The organism is Bacillus swezeyi, assembly GCF_001969815.1.
Classification (GTDB): domain Bacteria; phylum Bacillota; class Bacilli; order Bacillales; family Bacillaceae; genus Bacillus; species Bacillus swezeyi.
Genome location: NZ_MRBK01000013.1, coordinates 187,118 through 210,408 on the forward strand (window position 1 = coordinate 187,118; position 23,291 = coordinate 210,408).

Genomic DNA, 23,291 nt, shown 5'->3' on the forward strand with positions numbered 1-23,291 from the left:
CGTCCGGTTTGTTATGTTAGTCAGACAAATGGTCTGACCGGTTATAGTCATTTACAAGCCATTTGTTTTCTTGAAAGCTGATGTTGCTTAGGCAGGCATTGACGAGTTTCGTGTTTTCAAGATTGATGTTTCCGTTTGAAATCTTTGACAGCAGGGTGTGAATGGCGGCTCCGTGTGCAACGACGAGCACCTTTTGATCGGGGTACTTGTCACTGACCTTTTGAATACCCGTCATTAGACGTTCAGCCAACGCTCCTTTTGATTCTTGATTCGGATAGTTTTTATCGGGATACAGCTTCATTCTTTCTGCAAATGGCATTCCTTCCGCGTCTCCGTAATTGCGTTCGATGAAATCCTCCATTTCGACGATTTCCAGCCCCAAATATTGATTGATGATCTCCGCCGTTTCCCTGGCTCTTTTTAAAGGGCTTGTAATGATAACGTCCCAATCTGCATCTTTTAAAAATTCTCCGGTTTCTTTCGCCTGTCTTTTTCCGGTTTCATTTAAAGGGATATCTGTTCTTCCCTGGAGTTTTCCTAAAGCATTCCAGTCGGTTTCTCCGTGCCGGATTAAGCAAATCGCAGTCATTTTGAAAAAATCTCCTTTCGAACAACGAGTGCACGTTTTTTGGTGATAAGGCCATTATACTAAATTTAAAAACGAGAACTCACGAATAATGACTGACATGATCAAAAATTCAAACGGCGGTTTCAAATAATACGGCTGTTCCGATCCCGCCTCCGCTGCCGATCGCGGCAATGACATACTTCAGATCGTCTCGTCGTACGGCCTCAAAAAATAAACGGGTCACCAAAATGGCTCCTGAAGCGCCGTAAGGGTGTCCGAGCGTGAGAGCTCCGCCCCTGACATTCAGTTTATGATAGGGAATCCCAAGTTCTTGGGCACAGGCCGCGATTTTTACGGCGAATGCTTCATTGATTTCAAACAGATCGATATCCTGAACGGAAAGGCCTCTTTTCTTTAACAGCTTTTCAATGGCGGGTACAGGTGAAATTTGCGGGAAGTTTGGATTAACCCCGCTGACTTCGCTGTCAACAAATCGCAGAACAGGTTTTAAGCCGAGAGACTTCGCTTTTTGTTCGTCCATGACGACGACGGCGCTTGCACCGTCGTGAATCCCGCAGCTGTTGGCTGCTGTCACGGTGCCATGTTTCTTGAAAGCGGGCTGAGCCCTTGACACGATTTTATCCATCCGCCGCTTGCGGGTCATGCTTTCATCAACCGCTAAACCTTGAAATGGCAGTATTTCATCTTCATAACAACCATCTTCAAATGCACGTAAGCTTCTTTCATAGCTTAACAGTGCATAGTCATCCTGCATGTTGCGGGTGATGTGATAGGCTTCCGCCGTCAGCTCTGCTGCAGCCCCCATCTCCGGGTCGCCCCATTCATCAGGAGAAAACCGCGCTCTTTGCGGGAAAGGGGAGAGGCTCGCGCTTTCCGTTCCTCCGGCGATATAACAGCTTCCTGCGCCGGCCTGCACGAAATAGCAGGCTGTGCGGATGGCTTCAAGGCCTGCGCTGCATTGACGGTCAATCGTCATTCCTGAAACCGAAGCAGGAAGACCGGCAGATAGGGCTGATAAACGGGCGATATTGCCCCCCGGCCCTACGACGTTCCCGAGAATGACCTCGTTCAAGTTTCCGTTCAGCGGTTTCTCAAGGTATTTAATGAGAGCTGCGGCCAATTCGTGCGGCTCTGCTGTTTTCAAAAATCCGTTTTGTCTGCCGATGACCGTTCGTTTGGCGGCTGTGATAACAGCTCTCATTTCATCAGCTCCTTCAGCTGTTTTTTCAGGAGGTGGCGGGCGATTTTTCCGCCGGCAGTATGCGGGATTTGTTCGAAGCAATACCATGCTCTCGGTACTTTGTAAGGAGCCAGCCGCCGTTTGCAGAACGATTTAAGCTCTTTAACCGTGGCTTTGCCCTTATAGACGGCGGCCGCTTTTTCTCCCCAATAATCATCAGCGATGCCGATGACCGCTGCTTCTTCTACCTCCGGGTGTGAGCTGAGAACACCTTCGATCTCTTCAGGGAAAATATTGATGCCTCCGTAGACGATCATGCTGTTTTCTCTTCCGGTTACATATAGGTAGCCTTCATCATCCATCCAGCCCATGTCATCAACCGTGATCCATCCGTTTTCATCAAGAGGGGGAAGCGGGGCTTGTTTCTGCAAATATCCTGAAAACACCATCGGGCTTTTTACGTAAATTTTGCCGATCTCACCGGCTTTGACGGCTCCCCCTGAGCTTGAGCGGATGGCGACGTCCACGTTTTGAAAGGGGCGTCCGACAGAATCGGGCTTCATTTCAAAATCACGGGGGGTGGAAACGGAGACAAAGCTTAATTCCGATGTACCGTAGAAGTCATATAAAGAGAGCTGCGGATATGCCTTTTGGAATGCATTTTTTGCCTCCCTGCTCCAATTGGCGCCGGAAGAAATGACTTTGAGCCGTTTATCGATCCGCCTCTTCTCTGATCTCACGGCTTCGGTCATTGTCGGCACTGTATATATCGTTGTGACAGGCGAGCGGGCGATTGTTTTTTCAAGCTTGAGCGGCGAAAATTTTTTCATGAGATCTACTGTTCCGCCGAGATATAATGTGTTCATCGCTCCGTATAAAAAATGTGAAAAGAAAAGGGAGCCTGGAATGACAGCCCTGTCCGCTCCCGATAATTGAAAGTCCCTGCTGCTGATGCGGAAGCTCTCAATCCAGGAACGGTGCGATCTGATGAATGCTTTGGGCGTTCCTGTAGAACCGGAAGTAAAGCCGATGTAAAACGGCTCTTCATCATGGATGTCAGGTTCCGAAGCATATGGTGCAGTTTTAATGTCCTCCAGACATTCGTCCAAAAGCAGTGCATCTTCACCATCAGGAAACGGCCGTTCTGAAATGATCAATCCGGGTTTACAAACGGAAAGCCTTTCCCTGCATTCAGACAGGCTCCATCGCGGATCAAATGGAACAGCCGTCCACCCGGCCATTGCCGCACCGGCGAACAGCTGCAAAAAAGGAAGGCCGTTCGAAAGCAGACATGCGATTCTCTTATTGTCCTGTTGTCTGCCGTTTAGCCAGCTTGCCGTCCGGCAGACGAGCTGATGCCAGCTCCTGTAATTGATCGATTCTGCCTCGAATTGGATGGCGGTTTTTTCAGGATGATGTTGAGCGTGGTAATGATAGGTTTCGGTAATTGGCACTTTGCGATTCCTCCATACTAATTTCCAGCATCGCGGATTTGTAATGCTTTTCTTAATTTTAGCACGAGATAAGCTGCGGCTGCGGACTTTAGCAAATCCCCGGGAACATAGACCAAGCTATACCTCAGCGCCGTTATAAAATCAATTTGCATCAAAAAAGCCTGAACAGGAATCCCGATCGCGTATATGAATAAAATGCCAAATAAAAGATGAATGAAAAAAATATTCCGGAAACGTAAAATGGAAAGTCTGCCGACGGCAAGAGCGATGCAAAACGCCGCGGCAGGGTAGGCGAGCAAAAAGCCCGCACTTGGACTTGTGAAAACGCCGATCCCGCCCCTTCCTCCTGAAAGAAGAGGCATGCCGCTGGCGACAAGCAGCAAAAAGACGATCAGGCTGAGCCCCGCGTTTTTTGGTTTGTTTATTCCTCCTGCAAGCATAACGCCCAATGTCTGCAATGTAATCGGCACGGGTGTAAAGGGTAGAACGATCGGCGGAAAAAACCCGAGGACTGCGATGATTGCTGTACTTAGAGAAATGAATGTCATATCTTTTACATGCATAATAGACTACGATCCTTTCAAATATATTAATAGAATCAAAGTATCATTGAGTCTTTTGTAATGTCAACTAATTTTTAAATTACGTTTACAAAAAGAGTCCGAAAAACATGCACAGATCATCCCGTGACCTGTGCATGTTTGTTGCAGCTTATTTTTTTGTCAGTTCAACAAGGGAATCGACTGAAGATGCGACTTGCAATACGGCTCCATTTACTTCTTCGAGGCCGCTTAAAAAGGATTGCAGATCACCTTCGATTCTGCCGCTTTGATGTTTGCTTGTTTTCATATTGCTGACAATATCATCGAATAAGTGGTTGATATCTGACATTTTGTCCTTGCTTTCTTTCACAAGCTGGTTCACATCTGTAATATGTCTAGTGACAATGCTGATTTGTGCGTTTGTGTTATTGACCAGCTCTGATACGGCTGAGACGGTTTTTTTCGTGTCGTCGGAAAGCTTTCTGACCTCATTGGCGACGACCGCAAATCCTTTGCCGTGCTCCCCGGCTCTTGCCGATTCGATCGAAGCATTGAGCGAAAGCAAATTTGTCTGTTCGGCAATGCCTGTTACAATTCCAAAAATCTTTTCGATTTGCTGTGCGATGTTTTCGAGTTTTTTGATTTCGTGTTCAATCTCGGTCATGCTGCTTCCCATTTGATTGAGCTGTTGTTCCTGCTCCTCAAGCTCCATTTTGCCGCCGATCGATTTTTCTTCGACTGAGCCAGCCGTCTTTGTTCCCGCTCTTGACGTTTCGGCGATTTCTGAAGATTTATCCACCAATTCCTGCACCGCACCCGTCGTTTCGGCAAATAAAGCGGCTAAAGAGCCGGAGGTATCTTTGATTTGCCTATGAAGCTCATTTTTTCTTTCTTCTTCGTGCGTACGGATTCTTGCATGCTCGTCTTCAAAAGCTTCCAGAACGATCTGCTGTTCAATGTTGAGGATTTTCGTCACTGCCTTGACAGATCGTTTATATTCTTTATCGCTTAAGGCGTATTCGAAAATCTTTAGCAGTGATAAAAGAAGATCTTGAAAGGCGCCCAAATACCACTTTGGAAGCAGTCCGATACGAAGATGAACATGGGCGATCCGGACTCTTTTTTCTAAAAATGCTTCGTCGATGACACCGGAAAACATTTCCTGTATATGAATGGTCAATGTCTTTTTTAAACGGTCGACTGAACTGTGATCATGGATAATATCCATCAGCGAGCTTTCATGTTCAAGATTTTGATAAAATTGGCTGACGATGGACTCGATATGTTCAGTGACCAAAGGCTTCAGCTTGCTCAGCACCCAAAGATCATCATCTGTTAAATCAACCATGGCAAGCTGTTTTTTAAATTCTGAATGGTGTTCAAGCCTGATTCTATTGATTTGTTTATCGTTTTCCCCAGCAAAAAATGACCGTTCTGATTTTCTATCCTTTTTGAATAACACGATCGTATCCCCCTGTAAACGCTAATAAAAAATTGCCGGTTTTTTAAAATTTCCAGCATTTATCTTTTTATCGGTTGTTTTTCTTATTATTTAAGTTCACACCTCAGCTTTCAGGATTTTTTAACGGCATGACCGCAGGTCCTTCAATGACCTCGCCGTCAATGGAAAATCTTGAACCATGGCAGGGGCAGTCCCATGTCCGTTCTCCGTCATTCCACTCGACTTCACAGCCCATGTGGGTGCAGGTCGTATCGACCATATGCAGCTTTCCGTTTTCATCACGGTATGCGCCGGCCCGTTTGCCGCTGACCGTGACAACCGCTCCTTCTCCCTTGACAAGTTCATCCGGCTTCCGTATCGGCTGTTCGAGCTTTCCCTCAGCAAAGTGTTTTGCGACATCCGTATTGTAGGAAATCGCTTTTTTGATGCTTGGATCTGGATGAAAGCGAGAAGGTTTAAAGACTTCTTGATACGGATTATTTTCGTTTGTAATATGATCCGTCATGATTTGAGCGGCGAGCGTGCTTGATGTCATGCCCCATTTTTTAAATCCGGTCGCGACAAGGATCCGCTTCTCTTTCGGATAAATCGGCCCGATATAAGGGATTTTATCAAGGCTGATTAAATCCTGTGTTGACCAGCGATAGGGGATCTCTTCGATGCCGAGCACGCCTTCTGCAAATGATTCAAGCGCTTGATAATGCTCCATTGTATCTTTTCCCTGTCCGGTTTTATGGCTTTCTCCGCCGACAAGAACCATGTTTTCTCCGTCTATCATCACCGAGCGAAGGGAGCGGGAAGGCTGGTCAATGCTTAAATACATGCCGCCGGGGTAGGGTGTTTTCGGTTTGACGGCGAGTACGTATGAGCGGCTCGGCTCAAGCCTTGCAAAGTAAAAGCCCTTTTTGTCATGAAACGGAAAATGCGTACAGCATACGACATAATCGCTGAAGATCTTATACCCGCTTCTTGTCAGCACTTTTGGACGGTCTCCTTCTTCGATCTCCTTGGCGGCTGTGTTTTCAAAGATTTGGCCTCCGGCTTTTTGGACAGTCTCTGCAAGGTGCTTTAAGTAATGAAGCGGATGAAACTGAGCCTGGTTTTTCATCACAAGCCCGGCTTTAATATCGATGGCGACAGGAAGGTCTTTGATGAATTCCCTGTCGATTCCGAGTTTTTGATAAGCCTCATATTCTTTTTTGATCTTTTGGACCGATTTTTCTTCCGTCGTATAGATGCACGCGTCCTGTTCTTCAAAATCGCAGGGGATATTTTGTTCGAGTACAAGGTTTTTGATGAACGAAAGCGCCTGGAGATTTGCTTCATAATAAATCCTTGCATTTGGCATTCCGATGTGATTGATCAGCTCATCATAAATAAGGTCGTGCTGGGCGGTTATTTTGGCCGTCGTATGTCCTGTCGTTCCGTTCAGGATGCTGTCCGCATCGATCAAGAGGACGCTGTATCCTTTTTGTGTCAGCATATAAGCTGTCGTCAATCCGGTCATACCGCCCCCGATAATCGCGACATCTGTCTTCACGTCTTCCTTTAGTTCCGGAAATGAAGGAAGATTCGTACTGTCTCTCCAAAACGATTCAGGTGAATTCGGCAGTTTTTGTTCATTGTTTGCCACAAAGTTCCCTCCAAAGTTGGTTTTGTTCTTAAATTTTCCATTTGTGAAATATTCATACACTGGAAAAGGCTCGTCATAAAAAACGTTATGTTTCATAAAATAATAAGGTTTAATCGTGAAGGAGGAATTGTTTTGAGCAAGCAACAGAAAAAAGTACTGCCTCCACAGCACCAGACCCAGCAGCCCGGTCTGGAATATTTGATGGATCCCCGCCCTGTTTTCGACAGGCCGAAATTGGAGAAAAAGCTGGCGGGGAAAACGGCGATTATTACGGGAGGAGACAGCGGAATCGGCCGGGCGGTGGCCGTTTTGTTTGCAAAGGAAGGCGCAAACGTGGTCATCGTTTATTTAAATGAGCACCGTGATGCAGAGGAGACAAAAGGATATGTGGAAAGAGAAGGAGTCCGGTGCTTGCTGATTGCCGGAGATATCGGAGACGAGGCTTTTTGCAATGAGGTGGTCAGCCGGACGAAGGAAGCATTTCCGAGCATCGATATTTTGGTCAATAATGCGGCTGAACAGCATCCGCAAAAAGGAATCGAAAAGATCACGAGCCACCAGCTGATCAGGACGTTTCAAACCAACATTTTTGCAATGTTTTATTTAACAAAAGCCGTCCTGCCTCATCTGAAAAAAGGCAGCTCGATTATCAATACGACGTCCATTACCGCATATGCCGGGAATGAAAGGCTGATCGATTATTCGTCGACAAAAGGAGCGATTACATCATTTACGCGTTCGCTTGCATTGTCGCTCGTTGATCAGGGCATCCGCGTCAACGGAGTGGCTCCTGGGCCGATTTGGACGCCTCTTATCCCTTCGACATTTACGGAGAGAGAAGTCGAGGTATTCGGTTCAACGACGCCGATGGGGCGTCCGGGGCAGCCGGTTGAAGTAGCGCCGAGCTACCTGTTTCTGGCCAGTGAAGATTCATCTTACATGACCGGCCAAGTGCTTCATGTCAATGGCGGGACGATCATTAATGGTTAAAAAGGCCAGGGCTCTATGCACTTGACCTTTTACCGCACATAAAAAAGCCAATCCTGTCGGGATTGGCCGTTATGCGTGCAATTTCATCGCAGTATATTCTGTTGATAGCTCAAGGAAAGATTGTTTATCTCCTTTGTCTAATGCTTCATTGATCTTGTCACTCAGCATGTTCAAACGCCGTTTAAACAACGATTCATCAAGGACCATTTGAATGTAGATATCCATGATGGTTACATCAAGTTCTTTTACCTTTTGGGTGTTGCGGGACTTCATGAGCTCAGCGTACGACTTTTTCTCTTTCATAAAGATTCCCCCTGATGCCTTTTTTATAGTATATGGATTACGCACCAAAAAATCAATAAGTATTTATAATTTTTAGACAATTATTCAAAGAAGCTTGTTTATGAGAGTAAAAGTTTGTATATTTGGACAAAAAAACGCAAGTTTGCCCGGATAAAAAATAAAAATGGAATTTTAAAAACATATTTTCAAATTAATTGGAAAAAATCCTGTCGTTTTGTAAAGGATAATGTTAGATTAATAGTATAAATTTACTAAATGGCTAGGAGGATCATGAAGATGAGTACAGAGGATATGACAAAGGATTCTTATGAAGTAAACAGTTCGACAATGGCCGTTCTGCCTCTGGGAGAGGGTGAAAAGCCCGCTTCAAAAATTTTTGAAACCGAAAGGACATTCCGGGTCAATATGAGGCCTTTTCAAATCATAGAAAGAAGCTGCCGCTATTTCGGTTCAAGCTATGCCGGAAGAAAAGCGGGCACATATGAAGTGATTAAAGTTTCCCATAAACCGCCGATTATGGTCGATCATTCAACCAATATTTTTCTTTTTCCCACATTCTCCTCAACGAGGCCTCAGTGCGGGTGGCTTTCCCATGCACATGTTCACGAATTTTGCGCGGCAAAATATGACAATACATTCGTCACTTTTGTAAATGGGGAAACATTAGAGCTGCCTGTATCCATCACATCTTTCGAAAATCAGGTTTACCGCACGGCGTGGCTGAGAACCAAATTTCTTGATCGGATCGAAGGCAGCGCCATGCAAAAGAAACAGGAATTTATGCTGTATCCGAAAGAAGACCGGAACCAGCTGATATATGAATTCATCCTCAGAGAGCTGAAAAAACGCTACTGATCAGGCTTTCGCCGCGAATAAATAGTGCTCTAAAAGGGCGGCGACCTGGTTGCGGATGCGGGGATTAAAGTAATTGTGCTCTTCTTCGTATCCTTCATATATAAAGGAATACATCGTAAACGCTTCGTCCCGGGACACTTCATGAACTTTGACTTTTCGTCTCCGTAAATCGTTTTTTATGTTGTATAAATCGCGCTGGGCAAGCTTCAACGCCTGCTCAATCAGGCGGAGATAAGGGTCTTTCAGCTTAAACGGACCTTGCTGGATGTTGCCGAGATCTTTATTTAAAATGCTGATGGTCATCGGAAGGTAAATAGCCTTTTCAATCGTGTCCCTGACATCTGAGGGAATTCTTGTCATGGCTTTTCTCCTCTTTTCTTTTCAGTGGTAAGGAACATTTGTTCTATTTGTATTTTACACGATAGGCCGCTCTTTTATCAAGAACCGGGAAAAAATGACTAAAAAGATCAAGTTGATTCAGACTAATACAGAAACATCCGGAGACGGATGATTTAAAGTTTTTGCTTGAACGTGTAGAATAGAAGTAGACAACCGCCTGAGGAGAATTATGTTGGAGCAATTATTCAGTTATTTTACAGAAGAGAATTTAACAGACTTTTTTCAGAGCTATCGGGCTTTTGGTCCTTTTGCAGCCATACTGCTGCCGTTCATTGAAGCACTGCTCCCGTTTTTGCCGCTGATCGTGTTTGTGATCGCCAATGTGAATTCGTTCGGTTTGTGGCAGGGATTCATTTTCACTTGGATCGGAGCATCTGCGGGCTCGATAGCCGTCTTCCTTTTTATCCGCCATTTTGGCCAGCAAAAAGCTCTGGGGTTTATACGGAGGCATCAATCTGTGAAAAAGCTGATGATCTGGGTCGAAAAACGAGGCTTTGGTCCTTTGTTTCTGCTGCTTTGTTTTCCATTCACACCTTCTGCGGCAGTGAATGTTGTGGCAGGCCTTTCAAGAATCAGCCTGCTGCCTTTTACACTTGCGGTGCTTTGCGGAAAGTTCGTCATGATTTTTATAGTAAGCTTTATCGGACATGACCTGATGGCGCTCTTCACACAGCCTTTAAGAACAGCCGGGGTCACTATCGTCATTTTGATTTTATGGTACGCCGGAAAACGGGTTGAACACCGTCTGAACGTGAAATTCAGCCAGAGAGAGAATGACTAGGGGGACATAGAAGTGAAAAAGCGTTTTTGGGTCATAGCCGGAGTACTTTTAATCATCATTGGAATTCAGGTGAAAAACGCCGTTTTTATTGAATATAAAGTGGAAGGAGTCAGCATGAATCCAACCTTTCAGGAGGGCAATGAGCTTTTGATCAATCGGTTCGCCCATCATTTTAAGACGATCGGCAGATTTGATATCGTGCTGTTTAAAGGGCCTGAAAAGGATATATTCATTAAACGGGTCATCGGGCTTCCGGGTGAAACCCTCAGATATGAAGATGATCAGCTTTATATTGATGAAAAAAAAGTCAAAGAGCCTTATTTGGATGATTTAAAATCCGTGACAGCAGGGGGAGATCTGACCGGGGATTTTACATTGAAAGAAGTGACGGGGGAGGAGAAAGTTCCCGAAAATCACTATTTTGTCCTTGGAGATAACAGAATCCACAGCTTTGACAGCCGCCATTTCGGCTTTGTGTCGGATCAGGACATTGTCGGAATTGTGACGGAAAGAATCGATAAGAAGTGAGCAGGCGGCTCAAAAAGGGGAGGAAATGTCCACCCCTTTTTTACAACCGTCCATCATTTCCAAGGGACTGCCTTGGGGCAAACACCCCAATAAGACGACTGAACAAAAGGCAGGAAGCTGGAAATAAAATTGAAAGCAAATGGCTGTAGGCAGAAAAAGCGGCTGGTTGATGCAAAAAAGAAAAAGGCCATAAATCAAATAGTGGCGATGATATTTCGATCAGGCATAGCTCTTCGAATAAAGATTGATTTAAAAGCTCCCTCAAAGGAATAAACTCCACATTGAAAAATTAATCAAAATGGAATTGCTATTTTTAGATAAAAAGGTGAAATAGAGCCTTATTGTATAAAACGTTGATACATCATTCAGCATGGCAAACCCACCCCGCCCAAATCAGGCAAATAGAGAAGCCGAAAATATGAATAAAACTTTTAAACAACATAACTTCAAGGCTTGCTTTCGTTTGTCTTACTTCAATTTAATGGCATTCAGCCTTTTTTGCAGCTTCTTTTTTGCGGCCGATGCTTTCAGCTTGTCCACCGCCGATTGCGCGGCCGATTTCGTCTTTTTCGTTTTTCTTTTTTCGGCTGTTTTCACTTTTGCTTTTGCTGTCTCCACCTTTTGTTGATAAGCCAGGGCAGCTTTCTTTTTTACGGTGTTCAGTCTTTTTTGCAGTTTCATTTGATCTTTCCCTGCAAGGAGTTCATTGATTGCTTTTTGCGCTTTGCCGATATTTGCGTCACTCGCTGTTTTTTCAGCTTTTGAGACGGCCTGCTGTGCGCTTTTGAGAAGGCTTGAGCGGACTGAATGGATCCGTTTTTGCAGTTTTGTTTTAAAAGAACCTTTGTAGAGCTCATTGACCGCTTTTTGGGCGGCGTCCGCATTGGCTTTCTTTTTCTGTTTTTCAGCGAGCTTTACTTTGCTTTCGGCCGTTTTTTTGAGCTGTTCTTTCACACGGGCGAGCCTTTTTTTCAAAGCGGTTTTATCGGTGTCTGCAGGGAGCGGATCGATTGCTTTTTGCGCCGCATCAATGTCGGCTTTTTTCTTGCTTTTTTCAGCCTTCCCGACGGCTTTTTGCGCTTTTTCAAATGCCGCTTGCGCCGCTGTATCTTTAAAGCGGACCAGACCGTAGCCGAACAGCGAATCGCGCCCGGACGCGCCCAAATCGCGGGCATAAAACTGCATTTTTCTGCGCAGCTCGGCATTTGTACTGGCGGGATCCAGCTGTTTTAATAAAGCGAACATGCCGGTTACGTGCGGAACAGCCTGGGAAGTCCCGCTGCCGATCGCATATCCGCGGTGCAAAGATGTGCTGATGATTGAAGTGCCTGGAGCGGCGAACTCGATGGCGCCGCCTGTGTTGGAAAACGAAGCGAGCCGATTTTTTTCATTTGTTGCTGAAACGGCAATCACGCTGCTGTAGGCGGCCGGATAATGAACGGGCTTTCCGTTTCCGTCATTTCCGCTTGCAGCTACGAGAATTAGCCCTTTTTTGTACGCTTTATCTGCAGCATCGTGCAGTATTTGGCTGTCGCCGGATACGACAAGGCTCATATTGATGATGTCGATCCCGTGCCGGATCGACCAATCGATTCCTTTTAAAATGCTTTTCAGATCGCCTGAGCCGTTCTGGTCAAGCACTTTCACCGCATACAACTGCGAATCGGGCGCAATTCCGTCGATCCCATAGCCGTTATGCTTTGCACCGATAATTCCGGCAACATGTGTTCCATGGCCGTTGTCATCGTGGTATGACGAGGTATAGCTCACCATTGAGGCTCCACCGGCAATCGACAGTTCCTCATGCGGCGCAATTCCGCTGTCTATGACCGCGATTTTTACACGTTTTCCGGTCAAACCTTTATTCCAGGCAAGAGCGGCTTGAATCAACTTTACATTCCACTGTGTAACTGAGCCAGTGCTTTGCTCTGTTCCGCTTGAAACTGCTTTTAATGGGGCAATTCCGGCAGCCTTGACCGCAGCATTGTTTTCGACATACAGCACATCAGGGTCATGTTCTAAATTGCGCACCTTTTTTTCATCCGCGGTGACGGCGGCTGCGTGAAGCTGCTGATAAATGTGTTCAACGGATTCCGCTTGTTCCATGACCGCTTTTTTTCCGCTTTGATTTTTATAGACGACAATAACCTCTTTTTCTTGCTCATTGCTCTCTGCTTGTAGAGGTGAAACGGTGGAAAAACTAAAAAATGACATGGCGGAAACGGCGGCCAGTCCAAATTTTTTCATCGGCTTTCCTCCTTTTTGCGCGGCGTTTGCTATATATATCGGAGAATTTTTTGTTTTTCAAAGAGAAATAAAGCCGGTCTTAAGGGCGCTCGTCGTGCACCTCAGTTCTCAAAACGTTAAGAACACTGTTATACCAACGTTTGTGCCCTTCCCATTTATTTAGGAAGTGCTTTTTTAATAAATTGGGTACGAAAATGGGTGATCCTAATTTCTGTAAAAATATTTGTTTTAAAAAAGAATCATCTTTTTTACCTGTCATTTAATTATTCATTTTGAACAGCTTTTAAGCGATGTTCAAATTTCTGATAAGCGGATAAATCAACTACATTTGGTGTATTTACATAGGCCAGCGTTGTTTTTGTATCAGAATGCGTTAAGGCACGTGAGATTTCTTCTATTGAAGCCCCACCTTCATAAGCTATTGTTCATTAAATTTATTTTAATTTTTTGAATGGATTGACAGAATATATGAAATGGGCTATTGTAAAAATAAATTTGTGAAGAGTTTCACAAACTAACATAAAAGCTACAGGTGGTAAATGATTAAAAAATCACGGGGAGGAATGGATTAAATGTTAGTTAAATTATTAGAACCATTAAATGTTTCAGATTCGCTCATTGAGAAATTAGCAGAACCCATCAAACAGCAAGGCCATGAATTTGTTTACTACAATGAGAAAACAACGGATTCGGCAGAATTGGCAAAACGTAGTGAAGGTGCAGATGTTATTATGATTGCGAATAATCCTTATCCTTCAGAAGCAATTGATCAAAATGATAACTTAAAATTAATCAATGTTGCTTTTACAGGTGTCGATCATATAGGGTTTGCTCAGGCTAAGAACCAGGATATTATGATATGTAATGCAGCTGGATATGCGAACCAAGCAGTTGCAGAATTAACAATTGGTTTAGTATTAGATTTATATCGCCGCATCGCTCGTGGGGATAAAGAAATTCGTGCTGATAATTATCCTGGGGCATTCCAAGGTAGTGAAATTAAGGGAAAAACAGTTGGTTTGATTGGTACAGGTAAAATTGGTATGATGACTGCTCACTTGTTTAAAGCATTTGGTGCAAAATTGGTAGCTTCAGACCAATCTCGAAAAAATCCAGAAGCTACAGATTTGGGCATCGAGTACATGGAATTAGATGAATTATTAATACAATCCGATATTGTGTCATTACATGTACCATTACTACCAAGTACACAAGGTTTGATTTCCAAAGAAAAATTAGAGCTAATGAAAGAATCAGCCATTTTAATCAACTGTGCACGAGGTCCAATTATTGATAATGACGCATTGGCTGATGCGTTAAATGAGGGAAGAATTGCTGGAGCTGGTATTGACGTGTTTGATATGGAGCCTCCTATTCCAAGAGACTATAAACTATTACATGCCAAAAATGTTATTTTAACACCACATGTAGGTTTCTTTACGGATGAGGCAATGGAATTGCGTGCTGAAATTGCATTCAATAATACCATTGCATTCCTGGAAGGTAGACCTCAGAATATTATTCAAAGATAATATAGAGGAGCTTTTCTTACAGATCAGATAAGTGTTTTGCTTGTAAAATAATATGTGAATAATTGAACAATAGCGATGCGGCATTTTGGAAAATGAAGCGAGGAGAAAATACAATGACACTGAAAGAAGTAACAAGAGAAGATTTAAAAAATCGTATTTTCCATTGGCCAGACATTCAGGAGTTTAGAGAAGAAGAAGCAACAAAACATATTTTCTATGAAACACCTAATACTGTAGGAGCTGTATGGTGTATGCGCCCGGGACAAACTTTGCCAATCCATTCGCATGAGAATGCTGACGATATATGGATTGTCATCGAAGGAACAGCAGATTTTTATCCTGAATGTGGCGAAACGGTTCCGATTCAAGCTGGTGATGTCGTTGTTGCACGTGCAGGGGAAAAGCATGGAATGACAAATAATTCCGATAAAAATTTCGTTATGATTGGAATAGCGGGTCCGACACCCATTGGTTTCATTCCGCATAAGCATGATTAACCTAAATACATCAGACGTTAGGTTCTTAGTCTGTAAGGACACGCGCAAACCTTGTTATAGATAGAATAGGCCCGATAACTCTAGAGTTATTAGGGCTTATTTCTTGTTTGTCTGAAGATTTTTTTACAAAATAGTGTTTGCTCATGGAAGTAATAATGAGAGAGGGGAAAAGGCGTTACTATTATTACCTTTATGGAAATGAGAGAGCTGGGGAAAAATAAGATTAGCTTCTATCGATGAATCATTCCATCGATATTTTTAAGCAGACGCCTTTTGTCTAAAATGTATAATGTTACTTTTGTTTTTGTCGAAAGTGAACAATGTTATTGACTGGCTTATAACCTACAATTTAATTAAATAAAAAATATAATTAAATAATAAAAAGGGAGCGTGTCATACCGTGGAAAAAACAATTAAACATGACCCCAATTATTACAAAAAGATCATTATTGCATTGTGTTTAGGGTGGGTAGCTATTTGGATTTATCGTACAATACTTACGCCAATATATCCACAGATTCAAGAATCATTAGGAAATATTAGTGACACACAAATGGGGTTGGTTGCTTCTATTTATTTCTTTGCATATACGGGTATGCAAATTCCGTCTGGAGCACTTGTCGATAAATTTGGACAAAAAAAGGTGTTAATTCCTGCATTTATCGTTTTTGCGCTAGCTGCATTTGTAATTGGCACAAGTTCAACTATCATGCAAGTATACATTGGATCGTTATTGGCTGGTATTTCGACTGGTTCATATTACGGTGCAGCCTTTTCCTTATCAGCTAAACATACGCCAAAAGATAAAAAAAGCTTTTCCAATGCGATTATAAATAGCGGTTCAGCATTAGGGATGGTAATTGGACTAATCGGATCATCGGTTTTAGTAGGCGGTTTTGAAATTCAATGGAATTATATGCTTTTTATAACAGCTATCGTTATCGTAGCTGTAACATTTGTGTTTGTGTTGTTTATTAAACAAGATAAAACATCAGATAAGGAAGTGGCTGAAGAGAAGAAAGCCGCCGTACAAAGCACAGATATTCAAAATGAAAGCTTATTTTCTCCAAGACAATTAGTTGTATATTTTGTATATTTTGCAACATGCTATGGCTATTATATGATAGTAACTTGGTTGCCATCCTTCCTTGTAGCAGAAAAAGGATTTGCTCAAGGTTCAGTAGGATATGTAGCTGCACTAGTTGCGGTCACTGCAGTGCCAGGTGCTTTGATATTTACTAAATACATAGACAAAAATGCACATTTGCGTCTGCGTTTAATTTTATTTCTATTAATTGCTGCAGCAGTAACAATTAGTTTGACAGTATTTGCACCAAATCCTGCAGTACTGTATATTGCGTTAATTTTATATGGCTTATTAGGTAAACTTGCGATTGATCCAGTTTTAATAACCTATGTATCTGATTCCGTATCAGGAGATAGAGTTGCTAGAGCATTAACTCTATTTAACTTCTTTGGAATGAGTTCATCTGTTATTGCACCAACACTTACTGGTTATATTGGTGATGTAACTGGCTCGCAAGTATTAGCATTCTATATTGCAACCATCCTTCTTGCAGCAGCAGCGTTGCTATTTTTCCTTGTGGTTATGTTAAGACAGAATAAAACAGTAGCTAACTAAATAAATAAAAAAGAGAACTTCCAGTGGTTCTCCTTTTTATTTACAACGATATTTTCTCTGAAGCAAATAATGCCAATCGAATGCTCAGTGATGTATCAGGAGATTCTACAGATTGACCTAATATTTCTTCGCATTTTTTAATACGATATTTCACAGTATTACGATGAATAAAAATATCTTCTGAGGTCTTTGTAAGATCACATTGGTTTGCCATATAGACATTTAATGTAAATCTTAGTTCTTTTTCCTTCATTGTTTGGGGATAGGCTAAAGGACCGAGTGTATAAATGATAAATGGCTTTAATTTATTCGTTGGAATGAGTTGTAATAATTCTTCTACGCTTTTGGATTTGTAGGGCTCTATAAATTCCATTTCGCCTTGTTCATATTTATTATCATAAGCCTCATTCGCTTCGAAAAAAGACAGTGGTAATTGTGAAAGCTCGGAGACCTCATTACCAATGCCAAATGAAAGGGAGCTATTAAAAAATAGCTGATACTCTTTTTGGATATATCTGCAGTATTCCGAATAATAATGATGTCTTCTTTGTAAAAGTATCGTAAATCTGCGTTCACCCTGAGACATATATATACTAATGGAAGGGTCAATCGCAGTAAACTTATGCGTTAGCCACTCAAAAGTCATCTGATATCGCTCATTTAAGTAGACGCTATTTTCAACATTCTTTTCTTTGTCAATCCCACAAATAATCACTTGATAGAATTTGGAAGGTTGAATGTGATATTTTTTTAAAAGGTCGGTGTGTTGTGTTAGTGAAACAAGGTTATCAGGATGTTCGGACATAAGTGATGTGAAAAAATGGTTCACGTCCTGCTGCTCTGCTTCTTTGATTTTACTATTTTTATAAATTGCGAGACTAAGTGTGTTGACTGCTTGTTCTATTGTTAATAAACTAATCGGATAGTTGAGCAAATTAACATTTGAAATCATAAGGTAATACGGAAAATATTTAAATGCAGGAACCTTAAATATAGCATATTCTTCCTGGAAAACACCATTATGATTTGGTTCGATTTGCTCTGAATTTAAATATCTTCTGAAATAATTAAGGTTCTTTTGAACATGTTCTGAGTGTTGATGAAAGTGATGACTCGATGACTCAACTTGATGAAAAGAATTTAGCAGCATTACAGGAACCTTTATAAGTCTACTTAAACGTTCAATCATCATGTTCAGGCTTAACCCTTGCATAAGCATAGCATTTAACTCTTGTTGGATATCTAATGCGAAGTGTAATTTTTCTGTTTCTTCATCCAAGATAAATGACGATATATGATGAGTAATGGATCCCAAATTCCAACTTTCTGGAATTTCAATAATTGGGAATTTTAATTTGTTTGCAAATGCAATAACCTCATCATCTAATTTTTTTAAAAATCGGGATAGCTTGATACCTAGACCAGCAACTTGTATATCATTTAACTCACTAATAAGACTGATTAGTCCAGATTGATCATACTGATAATTCATTCCTGTTGTTACGATAAGTGAGTATGGTGTTGTAAAATTTTTAATATCAGGCGTTTCTGTAATATCAACCATTTCTACCACTCGTTCCAAATCGCCCTGCTCATTCAGCAAAGTTAAATCTGAAAATTGCAGTACAGATAATATTTCTTTTAATGTTGTCATCAAGGCTACCTCCTTATCTTTGTTAGAAAAAGATAAAATAAAAATGAAATATGTCAGATGTTACAAGGATAACTTCACACTCTGATAATACACTGTTTTTGAAGGTTATTATACGTATAATCCTTTAGTTAAAAATATTAAAGGAGAATCATTATGCTTCAACATGATTCTTCGTTTTTTGAAAAGCGTGGTTATAACAAAGATATCATGTCGAAGATCACTTGAACAAAGAAATTCATCCTCATTTAATTTTTTTACGTTGTGGATGGGAACAGTGCATCATATTCCGAATTATATAGCTGTTAGATTTTTTACAACTGGGATTATCACCGTTTCAAGTAATAGTATCCCTTGTTATAAGTTCCTTCTTAGATAGCCTTATGACTTGTTGTAAACGGATACACAGGTTCAAAATATGGCGTCCCATTTTTATGCATTTAAGACATGCCTATGGTGATATAGGTGCTGACTCCAGGTGTATTCTGTGGTGTTGTGGCTTGGATTTCCTGGTTTTGATTTCAAACATTTGCTGGTTCACAAGCTTTATTGATCCTAATGAATAAGATTTTCCCGTTTTCATGATAGTGGGGTGGGGCTACCATTTTATCCAACCATTAAAAGAGGAGGATGATTTTGATGAATTTTGATTCAATTATCAAAAATGGATTAGTCATTCTAGAAAATGGTGAACAAGAAGTCGAAGTAGGGATTAAAGATGGCAAAATCGCAGCAATCGGTAAGGATTTGGGTACAAGTGCAAAAATTATCGATGCAAAAGGATCTATTGTATCTCCAGGTATGATTGATGCACATGTGCATATCACAGAGCCGGGCGGCGGCTATCGTGATGAATGGGAAGGCTATGACACAGGAACACGTGCCTCTGCAAAAGGCGGTGTAACGACGATTATTGAAATGCCGTTAAATCAAGTGCCAGCAACGGTAGATGAGAAATCTATTCAAGAAAAATTTAAAGCTGGAAAAGGAAAATTATCTGTAGACGTTGCGAGTTACGGCGGTTTAGTACCATTTAACTTAGATGGGGGTATTCAAGAGTTAGATAACAATGGTGTTGTTGCATATAAATGTTTTGTAGCAACATGTGGTGACCGTTCTATAGAAGGAGATTTCATGAACGTGGATGACTATTCCCTCTACGAAGGTATGAAACAAATTGCGAAGACAGGCAAAATATTATCTATACACGCTGAAAATGCTGCAATTACGGATAAGTTAGGGGAAATAGCATCTAAAAATGGTGAAACTTCATTACGCGCTTATGTAGATTCTCGCCCCGTATTTACTGAAGTAGAACCGATTAGAAAAATAATTCTATTTGCGAAAGAAACGGGATGTCGTGTACACATCGTTCATGTAGCTTGTGAAGAGGGCGTAGATGAAATTGTCAAAGCGCAACAGGAAGGGGTCGATATTACATGCGAAACATGTACACACTATTTATATTTCTATAAAGAAGAACTAGATAATATCGGACCAGTTGTAAAATGCTCTCCGCCAATCCGTGAGCAATCACGCTTAGAAGGCATGTGGAATCGGGTATTAAACGGAGATATTTCATTCGTAACATCAGACCATTCACCATGTACCCCAGACTTAAAAGCTACGGATAATGCATTTGAAGCTTGGGGAGGTATCGCAGGTGTACAAAATATTGTCGACGTATTATTTGATGAGGGTGTGCAAAAACGTAATATGTCATTATCCAAATTTGCAGCCATAATTGCTACAAACCCTGCGAAACGTTTTAATCTAGCATCAAAAGGCAGTATTGCAGTAGGGAAAGATGCGGATTTCGTATTTATTAAGAAAGATGCACCTTATGAATTAAAAGCTGAGGACTTAGCATATCGACACAAAATTAGTCCATATATTGGTCGCAAAATTGGTGCGCAGGTAGTGAAAACAATCGTTCGTGGTGTCGAAATCTATGATAAAGAAAACGGGATTTCAAATGAAAAAGTAGGAAGATTTATTCCTTAAGTGACGGGACAGCTGTCCCGTCAGGAATTTGAGGCAAAGGAAGATGTGAAGGCAGATTGTTCCTCTGAAGATTATTTATTCATCTGCCATTTCGTGAGAGCTAAAGAGAATTTTTTATTTGACAATAATTGTAAAATATTTCAAAAATAAAAGCGAATTAATTCACATGTTGGTTGGGGAGTAATATCTGGGATGAAAACAAATGAATAAAAAGTAAATGAAGTTGTTTTCCTGCAGAAAATATGGAATACATGCGCGCCACTTCCTGTGAAAATGTTTGTATGAAGGCGTCCTGAGAATGTGTTACACTTGCAAATCAGTATGTCAGCAGCATTGCTTATGGCGGCTAATACAGCTGGAGGGAGCATGGCAAAGCTGACTTCACCACAATGTATCGCTATTGCAGCAGCTGCTGTTAATCAAATTGGAAATGAGTCAAAAATTTTTCAATATACATTAAGGTACACCCTAGAATTGCTGCTGCTCGTATGTATCCTGACTCTTGGCATATCATTTATGATGTAATGAAACAGATAAACTACCCTATAAATCAATGTTTTTTATTGATTTATAGGGTAGTTTTTTTCTTGAATAAGGAAGTATAAAATTTGCACCTTATTTATTTGTTGGGTAAGAGAGATAGTCAGTCGTCAAAAAACAGGAGATTTTGCTTCGCTCCAATCTATATATTTTTAAGCGGGCGCTCTGCGATTTTTTTTAGGAGAAACTCGATGTAAATTTAATTTGTTATAAAGCGTATTTTTTCAAGTTTTTATGCAATCGAAAGCCAACAGTTTCTTTTTTTCCTCTGGCATTAGTCCATTATCTAGATACCATATTTTGATTAAAAGGTGTATTTGTTGAAAGTGCATAAAATGCTCTTCCATTATTGTTGGTTATGTCAATGAATGGTTGTAAACAGGGTTCTATGATGAAAGTAAATAAGGGAAAGGAGGAGAAAAAGAATGGATATTCAATCAACCTTTGAAACGTTGGATAAGAAATTCACAAGTTTTGGCGGTTTAGAACAAGGGGGTATTACGCGTCTGTTATACTCTCCTGAATGGATTGCTGCAGTTCGCGAACTGGAAGCAACATTTAAGGAAGAAGGTTTAGAAGTAAGCTTTGATGATGTTGGGAACTTATCTGGTCGTCTTGTTGGAAGTAAATATTCTGAAGAAACTATTTTAACAGGATCACATATCGACACAGTTGTTGAAGGTGGTCATCTAGATGGACAATTCGGTATCTTATCTGCACTGGTTGCTGTGAAATATTTAAAAGAAAAATATGGTCAACCATTACGAACAATAGAAGTATTATCACTCGCAGAAGAAGAAGGAAGTCGCTTCCCATATACATTTTGGGGAAGTAAAAACTTCTTTAACTTAGCCAAAAAAACGGATGTTGGCACAATAGAAGATGCTGAAGGAATTAAATTCGAAGATGCTATGCATGCATCCGGTTTTGATTACCGTAAAACAGATGATGTTCGTGACGATATTAAAGCATTTGTTGAAGTACATATTGAACAAGGGAAAGTATTAGAGGCGGAAAATAAAGCGATTGGTGTTGTGACTGGGATTGTTGGTCAAAAACGTTACACAATTAACTTGAAAGGTGAAGCAAATCACGCTGGCACAACACCGATGTCATTACGAAGAGATACAGTTGTTGCATATAGTGAAATTGTAACAGACTTAACGAAACGAGCTAGAGAAATTGGGGAGCCTCTTGTATTAACGTTTGGACATGTCACTCCTGTTCCAAACACCGTAAATGTCGTCCCTGGAGAAATTACTTTTTCGATAGACTGTCGTCATATTGATCAACAACTATTAAATGATTTTGCGAGAGAAATTGAAGATAAAATTAAAGCGGTAGCAGAAGCAAACAGCATGACTTATGACATTAATTTATGGATGGATGAAGCACCGTCATTGATGGATAAAGAAATCATTCAAATAGTTGAACAAGCAGCTAAGAATAATGTGGGGGACAGCTATAAATTGATGCCATCCGGTGCAGGTCATGATGCACAAATTTTTGCGGATTTTGTTCCTACAGCAATGTTGTTTGTACCTTCTATTGGCGGAATTAGCCACAATACCAATGAAGAAACGAAGATAGAAGACCTTGTGAAGGGGATTGAAGTATTGAAAGATGTATTGTATGAACTAGCTTATAAAGAATGAAAAGGAGCCAGATACTCATGAGTTACTTAAATCATAATCAAGGATACAGAGAAGGTTTATTAGAAACACGTTCAGTAATAAAAAAAGATAATTATGCGGTAATCACACCTGATGGCTTGGTTAATAATGTTGTACCTGGCTTTGAAGATTGTGATGTCACCATTTTAGGATCTCCGCGTTTAGGTGCAAGGTTTGTAGATTATTTGGTAACAGTTAAAAACCAGGGCGGAAACAAAACTGGTTTTGCTGGTGATGGTATCCAATCATTTGTGTACGTTGAATATGGTAAAATCAACGCTTTTGCGGATGGTAAAAAATACGAATTAACAAAAGGCGGCTTCTTATATGTACCTCCACACTTACAATTGACGTTTGATAATAATAATAATGGTGAGGATAGCCGTTTGTTTTTATACAAAAAGCGTTATCAGCCGCTTAAAGGACATACACCAGAAATTGTTACAGGTAATGTGAATAACATCAAACAAGAAGCCTATGAAGGTATGAAAGAAGTATTAATTCAAGATTTGCTGCCAAAAGAAATCGCATATGACATGAACATTCATATTCTTTCATTTGAGCCAGGTGCTTCGCACGGTTACATTGAAACGCACGTTCAAGAACATGGTGCTTATATATTAAGTGGACGGGGTGTTTACAACTTAGACAACGAGTGGATGCCAGTTGATAAAGGTGACTATATTTTTATGGGAGCTTATACGCCCCAAGCAACCTATGCAATTGGTTTGGGTGAACCATTCTCGTATATTTATTCAAAGGATGCGAATAGAGATATTAATCTATAAA

The 23,291-nt window shown here is 41.1% G+C and carries 20 protein-coding genes and 2 pseudogenes; 11 read left to right on the plus strand and 11 right to left on the minus strand.

Features of this window, described 5'->3' with window-relative positions:
- Nucleotides 1–16 precede the first annotated feature (16 nt).
- The 7 genes and pseudogenes from BTA30_RS12910 to BTA30_RS12935 form a co-directional block, all read right to left on the minus strand.
- Nucleotides 17–589, minus strand: coding sequence for a histidine phosphatase family protein (locus tag BTA30_RS12910; protein WP_076761717.1), 573 nt, complete (start codon nt 587–589; stop codon nt 17–19).
- Nucleotides 590–698: 109 nt separating this feature from the next.
- Nucleotides 699–1,790: an acetyl-CoA C-acyltransferase gene (locus BTA30_RS12915; RefSeq protein WP_076761718.1), complete on the minus strand. Its 1,092-nt coding sequence runs from the start codon at nt 1,788–1,790 to the stop codon at nt 699–701.
- Nucleotides 1,787–3,223: an AMP-binding protein gene (locus tag BTA30_RS12920; protein WP_076761719.1), complete on the minus strand. Its 1,437-nt coding sequence runs from the start codon at nt 3,221–3,223 to the stop codon at nt 1,787–1,789. The genes BTA30_RS12915 and BTA30_RS12920 overlap by 4 nt, the downstream gene beginning before the upstream one ends.
- Before the next feature lie 17 nt (nt 3,224–3,240).
- Nucleotides 3,241–3,786 carry a biotin transporter BioY gene (locus BTA30_RS12925; protein WP_076761720.1) on the minus strand — a complete coding sequence of 182 codons (546 nt, stop codon included), beginning with the start codon at nt 3,784–3,786 and terminating at the stop codon, nt 3,241–3,243.
- A gap of 148 nt (nt 3,787–3,934) precedes the next feature.
- Nucleotides 3,935–4,477 carry a methyl-accepting chemotaxis protein gene (locus tag BTA30_RS24425; protein ID WP_412677790.1) on the minus strand — a complete coding sequence of 181 codons (543 nt, stop codon included), beginning with the start codon at nt 4,475–4,477 and terminating at the stop codon, nt 3,935–3,937.
- A 216-nt stretch (nt 4,478–4,693) separates the two neighbouring features.
- Nucleotides 4,694–5,227 (minus strand): annotated as a pseudogene (locus BTA30_RS24430) (protoglobin family protein); the annotation flags it as partial.
- Between the two features lie 103 nt (nt 5,228–5,330).
- Nucleotides 5,331–6,860 (minus strand): FAD-dependent oxidoreductase, encoded by a 1,530-nt coding sequence (locus BTA30_RS12935; RefSeq protein WP_076761756.1) that lies wholly within the window; start codon nt 6,858–6,860, stop codon nt 5,331–5,333.
- A gap of 132 nt (nt 6,861–6,992) precedes the next feature.
- On the opposite strand from BTA30_RS12935, the gene BTA30_RS12940 reads away from it, so the two are divergent.
- A complete protein-coding gene (locus BTA30_RS12940) occupies nt 6,993–7,850 on the plus strand; it encodes an SDR family oxidoreductase (RefSeq protein WP_076761722.1) in 858 nt (285 codons plus the stop codon).
- A gap of 69 nt (nt 7,851–7,919) precedes the next feature.
- On the opposite strand, the gene BTA30_RS12945 is transcribed toward BTA30_RS12940, so the two are convergent.
- On the minus strand, nt 7,920–8,153 hold the full coding sequence (locus BTA30_RS12945) for an IDEAL domain-containing protein (RefSeq protein ID WP_076761723.1): 234 nt from the start codon (nt 8,151–8,153) through the stop codon (nt 7,920–7,922).
- A gap of 276 nt (nt 8,154–8,429) precedes the next feature.
- Here BTA30_RS12945 and BTA30_RS12950 point away from each other — a divergent pair, with 276 nt between their 5' ends.
- Nucleotides 8,430–9,008 (plus strand): competence protein ComK, encoded by a 579-nt coding sequence (locus BTA30_RS12950; protein WP_076761724.1) that lies wholly within the window; start codon nt 8,430–8,432, stop codon nt 9,006–9,008.
- On the opposite strand, the gene BTA30_RS12955 is transcribed toward BTA30_RS12950, so the two are convergent.
- Nucleotides 9,009–9,368: a YhjD family protein gene (locus tag BTA30_RS12955; RefSeq protein ID WP_076761725.1), complete on the minus strand. Its 360-nt coding sequence runs from the start codon at nt 9,366–9,368 to the stop codon at nt 9,009–9,011.
- 208 nt (nt 9,369–9,576) lie between these two features.
- Here BTA30_RS12955 and BTA30_RS12960 point away from each other — a divergent pair, with 208 nt between their 5' ends.
- Both BTA30_RS12960 and lepB read left to right on the plus strand, forming a co-directional pair.
- A complete protein-coding gene (locus BTA30_RS12960) occupies nt 9,577–10,188 on the plus strand; it encodes a TVP38/TMEM64 family protein (RefSeq protein WP_076761726.1) in 612 nt (203 codons plus the stop codon).
- Between the two features lie 12 nt (nt 10,189–10,200).
- The gene (lepB, locus tag BTA30_RS12965; RefSeq protein WP_076761727.1) at nt 10,201–10,716 is read left to right on the plus strand and encodes a signal peptidase I; all 516 of its coding nucleotides are present in this window, start codon (nt 10,201–10,203) and stop codon (nt 10,714–10,716) included.
- A 468-nt stretch (nt 10,717–11,184) separates the two neighbouring features.
- Here the strand turns inward: lepB and BTA30_RS12970 are convergent, their stop codons facing one another.
- Entirely contained in the window at nt 11,185–12,963 is a 1,779-nt protein-coding gene (locus BTA30_RS12970; RefSeq protein ID WP_076761728.1) for a S8 family peptidase, read from the minus strand.
- Between the two features lie 572 nt (nt 12,964–13,535).
- Between BTA30_RS12970 and BTA30_RS12975 the strand changes: the two genes are divergently transcribed.
- The 3 genes from BTA30_RS12975 to BTA30_RS12985 all read left to right on the plus strand — a co-directional run bounded on the left by BTA30_RS12975 (nt 13,536) and on the right by BTA30_RS12985 (nt 16,634).
- Entirely contained in the window at nt 13,536–14,495 is a 960-nt protein-coding gene (locus BTA30_RS12975; RefSeq protein ID WP_076761729.1) for a 2-hydroxyacid dehydrogenase, read from the plus strand.
- A 113-nt stretch (nt 14,496–14,608) separates the two neighbouring features.
- Nucleotides 14,609–14,992: a cupin domain-containing protein gene (locus BTA30_RS12980; RefSeq protein WP_076761730.1), complete on the plus strand. Its 384-nt coding sequence runs from the start codon at nt 14,609–14,611 to the stop codon at nt 14,990–14,992.
- 400 nt (nt 14,993–15,392) lie between these two features.
- Nucleotides 15,393–16,634, plus strand: a complete 1,242-nt coding sequence (locus tag BTA30_RS12985; protein WP_076761731.1) for an MFS transporter — start codon at nt 15,393–15,395, stop codon at nt 16,632–16,634.
- 40 nt (nt 16,635–16,674) lie between these two features.
- Here BTA30_RS12985 and BTA30_RS12990 read toward each other — a convergent pair whose 3' ends face one another.
- Nucleotides 16,675–18,288, minus strand: coding sequence for a PucR family transcriptional regulator (locus BTA30_RS12990; protein WP_076761732.1), 1,614 nt, complete (start codon nt 18,286–18,288; stop codon nt 16,675–16,677).
- Nucleotides 18,289–18,924: 636 nt separating this feature from the next.
- Here BTA30_RS12990 and allB point away from each other — a divergent pair.
- The 4 genes and pseudogenes from allB (at nt 18,925) to allE (ending at nt 23,290) form a co-directional block, all read left to right on the plus strand.
- Nucleotides 18,925–20,289, plus strand: a complete 1,365-nt coding sequence (allB, locus tag BTA30_RS13000; protein ID WP_076761734.1) for an allantoinase AllB — start codon at nt 18,925–18,927, stop codon at nt 20,287–20,289.
- Nucleotides 20,290–20,601: 312 nt separating this feature from the next.
- Nucleotides 20,602–20,814: pseudogene (locus BTA30_RS13005) on the plus strand (L-lactate permease); the annotation flags it as partial.
- A 440-nt stretch (nt 20,815–21,254) separates the two neighbouring features.
- On the plus strand, nt 21,255–22,484 hold the full coding sequence (allC, locus tag BTA30_RS13010; RefSeq protein ID WP_076761736.1) for an allantoate deiminase: 1,230 nt from the start codon (nt 21,255–21,257) through the stop codon (nt 22,482–22,484).
- Between the two features lie 17 nt (nt 22,485–22,501).
- Nucleotides 22,502–23,290, plus strand: coding sequence for a (S)-ureidoglycine aminohydrolase (gene allE / locus BTA30_RS13015; protein ID WP_076761737.1), 789 nt, complete (start codon nt 22,502–22,504; stop codon nt 23,288–23,290).
- Nucleotide 23,291: the final 1 nt, after the last annotated feature.